Source organism: Thomasclavelia saccharogumia DSM 17460, from assembly GCF_000686665.1.
Classification (GTDB): Bacteria; Bacillota_I; Bacilli_A; order Erysipelotrichales; family Coprobacillaceae; genus Thomasclavelia; species Thomasclavelia saccharogumia.
Genome location: NZ_JMLH01000075.1, coordinates 1 through 13,347 on the forward strand (window position 1 = coordinate 1; position 13,347 = coordinate 13,347).

Consider the following 13,347-nt stretch of genomic DNA (forward strand, 5'->3'; position numbering starts at 1 on the left):
AAATATAACTAATTTAATTTGATAATATTTTATTCAAATTATTTTATGCCGAGAAAACTTATTTATAGTGGATATTCCTAAGTTATACTTTTTCATAAGCAAAATCAAGAAGATTTTGCTTGGTTTTAACGGTTCTTAGGAATTTGGCTCCACTGTAAATAAGGAAATTGGAATAAATTAATTTGATTGTTTGTGCCATTATATTTTGCTATTTTTTACTAATTAGCTCATATCTTTTACTTCTGTTATCCAATTTAATTTGCCAAAAATTTGTTAAAATAAAATGCTAATCAACAGATGTCCCGATACCATTTCATAACCGTTTCCATCCTGAGAAGGCCTAACTAGTGTAGGCACTAATATTCCATTTTCAGTGACACTATCAATGAGCTTTAACATCTGTTCATCTTGCCTTACTTTAAATGGGTGGTTTTTTAATTCCTGTATATCGCTTATAGGAAGTTCCATGATTTTTTCAAGTTTTGCTTCCTGACGCTGCTCTTCACTGGTAAACAATTCATCGAGTGAACTCGTGTTTATTTTTGGTAATGGCTTTTTCATGGATACGTTCCACCTCCTTCACTAATCTTCGATAGGCAAGAGTCGATTCAGCATGAGGAGCATAGCGTATTGGACTTTGCCCCGATAATGATGCTTCCGATGTTTTCACAGCCCTTGGAATTTCTGTATCAAAGACTTTGATATGTGATCCATAACTTTCTCTGACTTCTCTAGAAATATGCTTTGATAGATTTGTACGTGAATCTGTCATTGTAATCAAAATTCCATCAATCTTTAAATTGGGATTGATCTGTTTTCTTGCAGTAGCAATAATATGAAGTAAATCATTTAACCCATCGCTTGCATAAGGTTCTGCCTGAACAGGAATGATAATACTATCGGCAGCACTTAAACCATTGATTGTAAATAAATTCAATGCTGGATTACTGTCTATGAGAATATAATCATAATTCTTTTTAAAATTATCTAATGTTCTTTTAAAAATGGTTTCTCTACTCATGACATTGGATAACTGAATATCCACACCAGCTAAAGATATATTAGCTGGAATTAAATCTACATTTTCATCCGTATGAATAATATAATCATGCCAATCAACATTACTATTATTAAATGGAGTAGACCTAAAAATAGTATCTTCTCATTTAGGACATAGTGACATACAAACAACAGCTGATATTTATGTCGATGTATTGATGTCTCAAAAACAAAAGGTAGCACAACTAATAGAATTTAATCTCCTATAATTTTAGGAAATTAACAAATTATAATCATCTTTATTTTTAATAAAGATTAAAAATAAGCAGCTTTTTAAGCACCTTTATCTCAAGTAAAATTAAAAAACGTTGATTAAATCAACGTTTTTAGTCCAAGTTATTATTCACCGATAATTTTCATCATATCTTTTTGGAAAATTTCTGTTTTATTTGCTGCATCATCAGCATCTGTTCCCTTAATTGAGAAATAGAATTTACATTTAGGTTCCGTTCCACTAGGACGAGCAGCGATCCAAGAACCATCTTCTAAATAATATTTTAATACATTAGATTTAGGTAAATCAATTGTTGTTCCATCAGAACATGTACTATTTCCATAATCTTCAGCTTTAACAACTTTGACACCGCCAATTTCTGTAGGAGCATCTTTACGTAAATTATCCATGATTTCTTTAATTCTTGCAGCACCTGCAGCTCCTGCTTTAGCTAAAGCAATTTGACTCTCTTTAAATGTACCATGTTTAGCATATAATTCATTTAAAACATCAATTAAATCTTTACCTTGTTTTTTATAATAATTACCTGCCTCAGCAGCCATTACTACTGCTTGAACAGCATCTTTATCACGAACAAAATCTTTAACTACACAACCATAAGATTCTTCATATCCAAAAACAAATTCTTTTTCTTTTGTTTTTTCATATTTACGAATCTTATCGCCAATAAATTTAAATCCTGTTAAAGTTTTTTCTACTTCAACACCATATGATTTAGAAACTAATTCTCCTAAATCACTAGTAACAATTGTATTATACATTACCGCATTATCAGGTAATTTATTTTGTTTTTTAAGTTCACTTAAAATATATTCAAGATATACAGCAGCACTTTGGTTACCAGACATCAATACATATTCACCATCATGTTTAGCAACGACCCCTAAGCGGTCACCATCTGGGTCACAAATAACTACAACATCAGCATCTACTTCTTTTGCTTTTTTTATTGCAAGATCATATGAACAAGCTACTTCTGGATTTGGTGAAGCTGTGTTTGAAAAGTCAGGATCAGGTGCGCATTGCGCTAACACTGGCACAACATCGTATCCTAAACGTGTTAAACAAGTTCTAACTGGTAAATTTGAAGTCCCATGTTGTGGTGAAAATACAATCTTAAAATCATTCTTATCCATTCCTGGATTAATTTCAATTGCCATTACTTCTTTATAATATGCTTCATCAACTTCTTCACCGATCCATGTAATAAATGGATAAGCTTCTTCATCACTAACTACCTCAATTGCAAGTTCATCTTTAACTTCATTTACATAAGCAACAACTTGATCTCCCCATTCAGGAATCAATTGACATCCAGTATCATCATAAACTTTATATCCATTGTATTCTTTAGGATTGTGGCTTGCAGTAATCATTATACCACCAGCACATTTTAAATAGCGAACTGCAAAAGACAACTCTGGAGTTGGTCTCAAGCTTTCAAAAATATATGATTTGATTCCATAAGTAGCTAATACTTTAGCGCTTTCAATTGCAAATTTATATGACATATGACGATTATCATATCCAATTGCAACTCCTCTTTCTTTCCCCTCAGGTAAACCTAATACATATTTTGCAAAACCGACATTAGCTTTTCTAATAGTATAAATATTCATCCGATTAGTACCAGCACCTAAGATTCCCCGCATACCTGCTGTACCAAATTCTAGATTCATATAGAAAGCATCTTCTTTTTCCTTTCCACTCATACTAGCTAATTCTGCTTTTAATGATGGGTCTAAGTTTTCACAATCTGCCCATCTTTGATATTCATTATTATAATCCATGTTTTTCACCTCTTGTATTAATTATAACAAATCTCCTTAATTTTGACTACTTGTTTTGTTCATGAAATTACGATATTTTATCTTTCTTAAATGCAAATTTGCCTCTAATACTCAATTCCTTTTCTTGCCATTATTCCTTTATCATATGGATGCTTATGTTTTTTTATTTCACTTGAATAATCAAGAATCATTTTAAGCTTATGACTGGGTCTTCTTCCCGTTAAAATTATTTCATGGTCACCTTTTAAAGCAACCAAACGGTCATATACCATCCCCTCATTAATAAGCCCCAAAGTCAAAGCATCTAATAATTCATCTAAAATAATTCCATCACAATTTTCATCGATCATTAAAAATAAATTATTGACCTGCTCACTAACTTCTTTAATCATTTTTGAATCACTCATATCAATAAACATTTCCGGCATCTTTTTGGCTAATACCTTTATTCCACATTTTTTCAACATTATATTTTCACTACTATTACCATCTTTTAAAAACTGAATCACAATTACTTTCTTACCAGCACCGGCCATTCTTAGCGCCTGACCTATCGCTGCTGTCGTCTTTCCTTTTCCATCACCATAATAACATTGAATCATAATTACTCCTTAATCACATCACCAATTACGGCATCTAAATATTTTATTAATTCTTTAGCGTCAACAACCATTTGATAGCCACGTTTTCCAGCGCTTAAAGCTATTTTGTTACAATTATCAACTGAGCTGTCAAAATAAGTATTAAACTTCTTTTTCATCCCAACCGGTGAACAACCGCCTCTAATATACCCAGTAATTCCTAAAAGTTCCTTCATCGGAATCATTGCGACACTTTTATGCTTAGAAAGCCTAGCTAATTTTTTTAAATCTATTTCTTCAAGTACAGGAATGCAGCAAACCAAGTAGTCATCATTTCCCTTTAAAACCAAAGTTTTAAAAATATCTTTTGCTTCCATGTCTACTTGAGATACAATATGTTCACCACTTAAATGCTCGTCATCATACTCATATTCTTTTATTTCATATTTGATTTTAGCTTTATCTAACAATCTTAAAGCATTAGTTTTAACTGATTTTGACATATTTTCCTCCTACAAATAAAAAGAAGTCCTTAGACTTCTTATTCTGCTACTTTTTGTTCTTTAATAACTTTAGCAATAGAAACGATTACATCTTTTTCATCGTCACCTTCAGCAATGATTTCTACAGTTGCTTTAGTAGGAACACCTAAAGACATAACTCCCATAATAGATTTTAAGTTTACTTCTTTACCATTATAAACTAATTTAATATCACTTGTAAACTTACTAGCTTGGTTAACTAAGATAGTAGCTGGTCTAGCATGTAATCCAACTGGATCAGATACTACAAAAGATAATTTTTCTGCCATTTTTATGACTCCTCCTTAAAATTTCTATACACTAATTATACCACCTAAATTGCCTGTTTTAAAGTACTTTTTGAATAAAATTTAGCGCTTACAAATTATCACGATATATCAACAAAAATTCAATTTTTACGACATTATTTATACTCAAATTAAATATATTTTTTAACTGTAAGATAAACTCCACCGCTAACGATCATAACAACCATACTTGTCATAATTAAAGCATCATCTCCTGTTTCAACAGATGTCGGAACATCTCTATCATTTACAGGTGTTTTTACTGGCTCATTTTCTTTTTCTGTTTCTTCAGGCTGTAAATCTTCATCACCTAAATATTGATTACGAATATTAGTAAATAACGAACCATTTTCATAAACTCCTAATGCTAAACCAGCTTGTATAGTAGCATAGCTGTTACCATAATCCTCATCAGCTTTATATGCAAAAGATCCATCCTCTAACATAAATGTCATTAACATATCATAAGCACTTTTTAGCGTACCAGATTTTATGATGCTTTCATCATATTCCAATAGTCCCCAAACTACACAACCTTGGGTATTACTATTAGCAACACTCCATTCACCTGCTGGTACAAAAGCCCCATCTGCTTGTTGAATAGAAATAAAATATGTTAAAGCTTTATTAATTGAGCTTTGATATGTATCGCCACATAATGATAATGCACCAACAGCCCAACCTGTAATATCAGGACCACCCCAGGCACCATTATAACCCCAGCAGCCATCACTTAACTGCATACTTGCTAATTTTGCACCCAATTTACTAAGATCATAATCAGGATCTACGATTGATAAAGCATACATTGTATAAGCAGTACTAGACTCAGGATTTCCACTACCATAAAAAACATTACCTTCGTCATCTATTTTTGATTTTAAAATCTCAATCAAATTTACTGTTGAACCATTTGCTAATTTAAGGTTTGCAGGATCATTTTTCAATGCTGCTAAAGCCATGATATTTTTTGACAAATATCCACAATCCATATCTTCATAAGAAATTTCTTCACCATAGCTATTAACAGGTGCTGTAAAATCATAATCAACAACAAAACCATTTTCACTATCTTCAACATCTAAACCAAGTGCTTCAACAGTTAAAATAGCATCTAATCCACTCAGCTCCTTATTATTCAACCAATAATTTTGTGCTTTAATTAAAGCATCTGATTGTCCATTAACTGGTACAACAATGGCTGTCACAACAACTAATGATACAATTAAACTTAGAATTTTCTTCATTAAACTTTTCCCTCCGTTATTCCATATTTTATTTTTACTCTTTGTAAGATTTGAAACATTATCTTACTTAATAAAAACATAAAAATTATATTTGAAACAATATATACTAACATCACTGGTAGCGATGTCGTGATAATTGCCAAATACCTCGTTAAATTAAAACTATTCTCTATCGCTAAAACTGACCACAGATCCATGACCAATGAATAACCTATTCCACAAATAATACTATAACCATATAAAAAATATTTATTTTTATAAAGCTGTTTACCAAATATGCCAGCAATATATCCTATAATTCCCCATGCTAACATTTGAAATGGTGTCCATGGCCCAATTCCAAACACAAAATCAGATAACAGTGCCGATAATGAGCCGCACATAAACCCTGAAGCACGACCAAAAACCACACCACAAATTATCACCATCACTGTCACCGGCTTAAAACTAGGTGTAATCATAAAAATAATTCGTGATATCACAGTAAGAGCAATCATGATTGCAAGAACTACCACTTCTCTTGTTTTAGGTTTATCATGTTCATATTTAAAATAAAACGGTACGCATGATAACATAACAATCAAGATAATAACTAAATTATATCTTTCATCCTTAAATAAAAGCACTCCCAGCAAAGCTATTAGAACCATCAAAATCAAAACAACAGCATTCTTTGTTATTTTCATAAACCAAGATCCTCTAATAAAACGATTTCAGGATTATTTTCTCTAATAATCTTATTAATTGTTGTTGTATAAAATAAATTTTGGCTAAAGAATTCTCTCATTGTATCAACTGATTCCATCTGTCCATTAAAAATCATTGCGACACGATCACTTATCTTAGCAACAAATTCTAAATCATGACTAGCTACAACGATCGTCATATGTTTGCTTAAACCTCTAATCAAAGCTGCTAAATTTTCTTTGCTTAAAGCATCTATTCCTTTTGTTGGTTCATCTAATAACAATAACTGCGGTTTGGTTAAAAGCACTTTAGCTAAAGCTACTAACTGTTTTTGACCACCACTTAAATCAAATGGATGTTTTTCTTTTAAATCACTAATACCTAAGTTATTCAACTGGATATCTACACTTTTTTCACTTCCATCAACGACCAATAAATCATTTATTACTTTATCACTCAGAAATAAAGTTGTAGGATCTTGTGGCAAATAACCAATCTTATCAACATAACCAATTTTTGTTACTTTTCCTTGATACTTAACTAAACCAGCAATACAACGAAGAAATGATGATTTTCCACTGCCATTAGCACCTACTATCGAAAGAATTTCATTTTGTTTAATATCTAAATCAAGATTTTTTAAAACAATATTATCATGACCAAAATTTAAATCTCTTATTTCCATCAATATTCCTGTATCAACATCTTCAATCTCTTTAATATCAAAATCATCAAAATCAGCTAAAGCCTTTCTAGCATCTTTAACAGATAAACATAATTGTTCCGTTAAAGAAGATACTCTGACATAATCAGGCAATGATTCAACAAATATCTCTTTAGTTAGCATTTCCTCTACGGCTTTTTTTATTTCATTATCAATAACAATTTTTCCTTCATCCATTACAATCAAACGATTAGCAACATTTAACAATCCTTCCAACTGATGTTCAACAAAAATTATCGTTATGTTAAAATCATCATTGATCTGTTTTAATATTTTAATAAACTCATCTCGATTAACAGGATCTAATTGAGCAGTAGCTTCATCTAATAAAATAACTTTAGGATTCATCACCATCACACTAGCTAAATTAACTAGTTGTTTTTCTCCACCTGATAATGATTGTGTATCTCTATTAATAATATCCTGTAAATTAAAATAGTTAACAATTTCCCCTACTTTACGTTTCATTTGCTTTAGAGGAATAGCCATATTTTCTAAACCAAACGCAATTTCATGCCAAACTTTATCCATGACGATTTGATCATTAGGATTTTGAAAAACAAAGCCTATCTTTGTATCATCGTTTTCAATTTCTTCATCTAAAATAATCGTTCCACTCATTTCACCCTCAGGCTTTAATGACGGTTTAAGATGTTTTAATAATGTTGTTTTCCCACAACCGCTTTTACCAGAAATCACAACAAAATCCCCTTTATTTATACCAAAAGAAATATTTTGAATTACTTCTTTTCCCTCAGGATAAATAAAACTAAAGTTTTCAATCTTATACATCTTGCTTCCCTCCTAACCATATTGGTAAAATTGCTAATAATAAATATGCTAAAAAAAATATAATATCTATCAATTTAAACTGATAAACTTGAATATCGGGATAATAATAAAACTCACGATAATAGCCAATATAACCCCATAAACATATTACACTAAGACCAATAATGATCAATAACTTCAACAAATCATCTTTTTTAAAGGTATATAAATGGAAACTTGTTCTTTTAATCTTACCATAACCCCTTGCAATCATTGAATTCATCATATCTAATGAAGATTCAAAAGCATAAGTAACTAAAATTACTACTATGTCACGATAATAAATAAATTTATTTTTTTTTGGCATATGATAATTAGCTTCTTTTATTTTTTGATACTGATTCTTTAACTTATTAATAATATTAAAACTCATTGCAGCTACTAGACCTAACGTTGGTAAAATAGAACCAAATAAATAGACAATATGACTATCACTAATACACTTTTTCATTATTTTAAACCATAAAAGCATACTGCCTAATAACATTCCAAAAATCAATCCATAAACCAGTGCTTGACGTGTGATAATAATATAACTATTCTGATATATTATATCTTTGCCTTCCATCACAAAAAGAGGATTAGTAATCGTAATAATCATAACTAGAATTATAAAATATTTCATATCTTTAAAAAAACTATCCCGATTATAAAAATGATCTACTATAATCGTTGAAATCGTTAATAATGCAATTATATAATAATTACGCTGAATAATTGATAAAATAATAATCAATAAAAAATAAATGAACAATACTAAAGGATGACTTTCTTTAAAACTCTTTATGACCATATCAATTTCCTTTCTAATTTAAATCTCCCGGTTTGCAAGTAAATCGCCATTTGATCTTATCGCCTTCTTTTAAACGATACGAGTTTGCGCTCTTTCCAGGAAAACTACCATTTACACTATACATCCAGCCGCTTGTCTTACCACAAACTTTTTCTTCAATATTTCCAATTCCATAAACATAGATACCAAATGATGATTTTCGAGTTTTTAAATTTAATTTATAGTTTTGATCCACTGTTTTCAATACATCTAATACTGTGCTATCTTTTTTTATTTTTAAAGAAATCGTATCTAAAATTATACCATTTTGGGGAAGATATTCTTTATATCCAGGATTTAAATCGTCCAGATTATCAAGAATAGTTTTGCAATCAATTGCAATTGTGACATTGATCGTTTGTTCATCTGATTTAAAATCTTGTACTTCACCAGTATTTTTATTTTCACTACTAGATTGATTTCCACGATCAGTCGAAGAATTACTTTTATCACGATTAATTGAACTTTTACTTTTATTATTTGTTTTACCTGAATTTGTATCTTGACTATTTATTGTAGTAATATCTTCGGATTCGTTTTCAATCACTTCACTATTTTTATTTATCTCTCCAGTTTGTAAAGATACTCCATTACGTTTAACTTTTACTATATCTGTATCAATTATATTATTATCTACACCAGTTCCACATGCTGTATTAAATAAAACAAGAATAGTAACTGCAATTTTTAATATTTTCTTCACGATTTCCTCCTAAAAATTTATAAAAGCAAGTGCCTTTGCATAGCTGATATTTCTAAAAATCTTAACTACGCAAATAAGTTAGTATCATTATACATCAATCATTTCTAAAAGCAATAAAATGACAAGAATTTTATTACTTGTCATTTTCATTATTTTATAGCTCTTTTTTTCTTGCCACTACCATAAAACGATGTGTAGTAAGTTCAAAATAGCTTTTTTCTTTTATTTGTTTCAAAACCTGACCATAAAAATTCATAAATCGATCTTGAGTAACATCAACACGTGTAATTTGTTTCATAAAATGAATAAAAGATGTCAATGAATTAAAACGAACATATCCATGTTCTTCAACACCATCTACAATCTCTAAACCAATTTCACTAAGACTATTAGAACCAGATTCTAGATCCCAATGTCCATGTAACTTAAAAGGAAGAAAAACATTGATTAATTCTTGATAATTGTCACTGCCTAACTGATTTACTAAAATATAGCCACCTGGCTTAACTACGCGATATAAGTCATATTTATCAAAGTTTGTTAATTCATTTACTACAACATCTAATCGTTCATCTTTAAAAGGCAAATTACCTTCATCAGTTAACCTTGTGACTTTAACATTTCGCTTAGCAAGCCGTTCTTCTGCTTTTTCATATTGCGCCTCAACTGTATAAGTAATAGGTGGCAGTTTTTCAAATGATGAGACATATTCTCCACCATCTAAAGAAATAATAGCTAAATGTGTTTGATCATTTAAATATCTTGAAACAATTTCTGAACTTGAATAAACTGGCATGCTTTGCTGGATAAGTTCACTATCTGATAATGTCATTGCTTTATTGATTTCATCTTTGACATCAACAGCTTTATGAATATTTTTTCTAAAGCGAATCTTATTATAATAATATCCAACTACTTGGCTAATACCATCAAAAATAACTCCTACTGCCACAAAACCAATTAATTCAATCAGCCATTCGATTGAAAAAATATATTGTGTAGATACGATCATGTAACAAAAAATACACATGAAAATAATACTTCTTGTCCGCGCATATTTAAATGGCTCAGCCAATTTCAAGTACCAGTTCAACAAACCTCTCTTTTTAGCCAAATACCCTTCTAACTCACAAAAAATAAATTTTACCCCGACTAGCATTAAAGCTAGTAATACCAGCATATAAACATAATAATCCATTTCATTACCTCGTATAAATTTTTTCACCACTTAACGAATAATAACTATCGCCATCTTCTTTAACAAAATATCCATCATCAGCAAACTCCAAATTTCCTTCAACCGAAAAAATCACTTCTAATTCATCCATATCATAAACATAACTCGTTCCACTCTTATTAAAAATGCCATAGACTACTTTATCATATGTAAATATATAACCGTCATCCATAAAATTATCATCAATAACCTTTTTACCATCAGTATCAATTACTTCATATTTACTACCAGAAATAAATCCAGCATAATATTTTTCACCAATGTGGATAATCTTAGTATATTTTTTTGATATTTTTTTACCTGATTGATTTATTAAATAATATTTATCGTTTTCTTTAGAAACAACTGCTAAATTATTTTGATCAAAAATTTCAGCACTTGTAAAAACCGTCTCAATAGCTTCTTTACCATCAAATCCATAATACATATAACCTTTACCTCTTACATAAACAGGAAAAATTTTTTTAGTAATATACGAAGCCATTGGATCTAATTGAATATTATTTACTTCAGTTTCTTTTCCCTTATAAACAAATTTATGAGGTCCATAGATCATCTCGGTATTTTTTATAACATAATTATCTAAATCATTATAGTAACTGTTAATTGCTGTTGCTGTACCCTTTTTATCAAATAAATATGTTGTTAAGTTTTTTACACCTGTAATATTATCTGATTTGTCAAAATATAAATCATCAAGATCTATTTCAGCTTCAAAAATAATATCACCATCATTGTCACAAGCTAGAGCTTCATGAGTTTCTCGATCATAAAACAAATACCCTTTTTTATTACTGTGAGACATTAATTGGTATTTACCACCGCTTTTAATCTCAATAACATTTTTCAAATCACTTTGATCATATATTTTCAATGATTTTTCAAAACATACTGCAATATAATTGTCATTAATAATATTACTGCTTAAAATCTCATCCTTACTAGTTATCAAAACTTTACCAGTATCATGAAGAACTATATATTCATTACCATCATGAATTATAGGTAATCCAGATAAAACTATTTTTGTTTTATCACTGGCCTTATATAAACTTTCACCAGCACTATTTAAAATTGAGACACTATCGTTTTTATCATAAGCAACGATCATATTGGCAAGTGATTCTAATTTTTTATATTTACCAAACTTAACAATTTCTTCACCTTCATATGAAAGATATCCATATTCCTTATCTTTAATTACTATATATCCATAGTTACCTATTGATTCATATTTATCATAAATAAATTTAGTTTGCTTTTCACCATCTATATTAACAAGACCATAATGCCCTTTTTTATTTGCCACAAAAAGCGTTTGGCTACTATCATCACCTGAACAGGCAGTAAATAATAAAAGTGCCAAAACACCTGCTATAATTTTTTTCATTTTGTTCACTCCTTAAAACAAAGTAATTATAGCATGTTTCTTGTCGATTAACCACTAAGATTAAAAATAATAATCTTTAAAAATTATTAATTTTTTTAACAACAAAAAAACACCAGACAAAAAATAAAATTTCAGTACTGTTTGACAAAACAACTCTCTATCATTCCTAATTACTTCTACACTTTCATTTACAAAATAGTGAAATCAGCATTACAAATAAATAAACATCACAGCTATAAATATTTATTATCTAAAAAACCATTTTTCATAACCTCGTATTCTTTAGATAGTATTTGCTAAAACAAAAAACGGTATACATACCGTTCTTTGCTTTTGGATATATTCCGGATATTTATATTAAGACTACTCAACTGTTAATGGTTCGTCGTTATTAATTGATTCACCATCTTTTGTAGTCACAACGTAATACACTGAAGAAGTTTCTGGTGTATAGTACATATTCAACGTATCAATAGAAGATATTTTAACTCCTTTTGCTTTGACGTCCTCTTTTACCATTTTTTCAATTTCAGCTGTATTAACATTTTTACCTTTGCATTGTACTTCAAATATTGATTTCATTTCTAATTCAATCCCCCGTTTCTACAACATCTATAATATCATAAAACTTAAATTTATGCAAATTTTATTGTAATTATCATATATTTTTGAATTCAATCATTAAAACAAGAGTCTTTTTTTAGTATTTTCCTATTTTTTTTAGCAAAAATCAAAATATTTTATCAAATATTATTAGAACAATAAATTTAAATAGCCGCTATTAACGGCTATTTAACAAATATTAATCTCTTTTCTTTTTTAATACTACTGCACTACCTGCTAAAGCTAATAATCCAGTTAACATCATTGGAAGTGCAAATGTATTATCTCCTGTTTTTACTGCTGATGAATCACCAGAATTGATAGAACCAGTTTTTGATACATTATTTTCTACCAAATTATTCAAAGCATCATTCAATGCACTTTCTACCATTTCTACTTCTTCCTGGCTTGCTTCAGGGTCATCTAATACTGCCTTTGCTTTATCTAAAGCATCTTGCATTACATTCCATGTCTTAGCACCATAATTTGCAGCATTTAATCCATTTGCTTTATTAATTAAGTCTTGTAATAGATCCTTATTTGGAATCAATCTCATATCTAAGTATGCTCTTATTAATGCTTCATATGCACTATCGACT

The 13,347-nt window shown here is 29.6% G+C and carries 15 protein-coding genes; all 15 read right to left on the reverse strand.

The features are described 5' to 3' along the window. Positions 1-273 precede the first annotated feature (273 nt). The gene (locus tag BR82_RS0112685) at positions 274-561 is read right to left on the reverse strand and encodes a ParB N-terminal domain-containing protein (RefSeq protein WP_027090489.1); all 288 of its coding nucleotides are present in this window, start codon (positions 559-561) and stop codon (positions 274-276) included. Then, positions 518-1,153 (reverse strand): ParA family protein, encoded by a 636-nt coding sequence (locus tag BR82_RS15870; protein WP_084300843.1) that lies wholly within the window; start codon positions 1,151-1,153, stop codon positions 518-520. Before BR82_RS15870 ends, BR82_RS0112685 begins: the two co-directional genes overlap by 44 nt. 245 nt (positions 1,154-1,398) lie before the next feature. Next, the gene (locus BR82_RS0112695; protein ID WP_027090490.1) at positions 1,399-3,084 is read right to left on the reverse strand and encodes a phospho-sugar mutase; all 1,686 of its coding nucleotides are present in this window, start codon (positions 3,082-3,084) and stop codon (positions 1,399-1,401) included. A gap of 104 nt (positions 3,085-3,188) precedes the next feature. Then, entirely contained in the window at positions 3,189-3,686 is a 498-nt protein-coding gene (locus tag BR82_RS0112700; RefSeq protein ID WP_027090491.1) for a cob(I)yrinic acid a,c-diamide adenosyltransferase, read from the reverse strand. Positions 3,687-3,688: 2 nt separating this feature from the next. After that, entirely contained in the window at positions 3,689-4,168 is a 480-nt protein-coding gene (ybaK, locus tag BR82_RS0112705) for a Cys-tRNA(Pro) deacylase (RefSeq protein WP_027090492.1), read from the reverse strand. 38 nt (positions 4,169-4,206) lie between these two features. Then, positions 4,207-4,476 (reverse strand): phosphocarrier protein HPr, encoded by a 270-nt coding sequence (locus tag BR82_RS0112710; RefSeq protein WP_024721824.1) that lies wholly within the window; start codon positions 4,474-4,476, stop codon positions 4,207-4,209. 149 nt (positions 4,477-4,625) lie between these two features. After that, on the reverse strand, positions 4,626-5,741 hold the full coding sequence (locus tag BR82_RS0112715; RefSeq protein ID WP_027090493.1) for a prenyltransferase/squalene oxidase repeat-containing protein: 1,116 nt from the start codon (positions 5,739-5,741) through the stop codon (positions 4,626-4,628). Further along, positions 5,741-6,427 (reverse strand): ECF transporter S component, encoded by a 687-nt coding sequence (locus BR82_RS0112720; RefSeq protein WP_027090494.1) that lies wholly within the window; start codon positions 6,425-6,427, stop codon positions 5,741-5,743. Before BR82_RS0112720 ends, BR82_RS0112715 begins: the two co-directional genes overlap by 1 nt. Beyond that, positions 6,424-7,944, reverse strand: coding sequence for an ABC transporter ATP-binding protein (locus BR82_RS0112725; RefSeq protein ID WP_027090495.1), 1,521 nt, complete (start codon positions 7,942-7,944; stop codon positions 6,424-6,426). Before BR82_RS0112725 ends, BR82_RS0112720 begins: the two co-directional genes overlap by 4 nt. Next, positions 7,937-8,776, reverse strand: coding sequence for an energy-coupling factor transporter transmembrane component T family protein (locus BR82_RS0112730; RefSeq protein ID WP_027090496.1), 840 nt, complete (start codon positions 8,774-8,776; stop codon positions 7,937-7,939). Before BR82_RS0112730 ends, BR82_RS0112725 begins: the two co-directional genes overlap by 8 nt. Before the next feature lie 13 nt (positions 8,777-8,789). Then, the gene (locus BR82_RS0112735) at positions 8,790-9,518 is read right to left on the reverse strand and encodes a DUF4430 domain-containing protein (RefSeq protein WP_027090497.1); all 729 of its coding nucleotides are present in this window, start codon (positions 9,516-9,518) and stop codon (positions 8,790-8,792) included. A 154-nt stretch (positions 9,519-9,672) separates the two neighbouring features. Next, a complete protein-coding gene (locus tag BR82_RS0112740) occupies positions 9,673-10,716 on the reverse strand; it encodes a class I SAM-dependent methyltransferase (protein ID WP_027090498.1) in 1,044 nt (347 codons plus the stop codon). Positions 10,717-10,720: 4 nt separating this feature from the next. Beyond that, positions 10,721-12,145: a hypothetical protein gene (locus tag BR82_RS0112745; protein ID WP_027090499.1), complete on the reverse strand. Its 1,425-nt coding sequence runs from the start codon at positions 12,143-12,145 to the stop codon at positions 10,721-10,723. A 363-nt stretch (positions 12,146-12,508) separates the two neighbouring features. Continuing rightward, on the reverse strand, positions 12,509-12,727 hold the full coding sequence (locus tag BR82_RS0112750; protein ID WP_027090500.1) for a DUF6465 family protein: 219 nt from the start codon (positions 12,725-12,727) through the stop codon (positions 12,509-12,511). Positions 12,728-12,947: 220 nt separating this feature from the next. Further along, a partial coding sequence (locus BR82_RS0112755; protein WP_027090501.1) for an FIVAR domain-containing protein occupies positions 12,948-13,347 on the reverse strand: 400 nt, incomplete at its 5' end.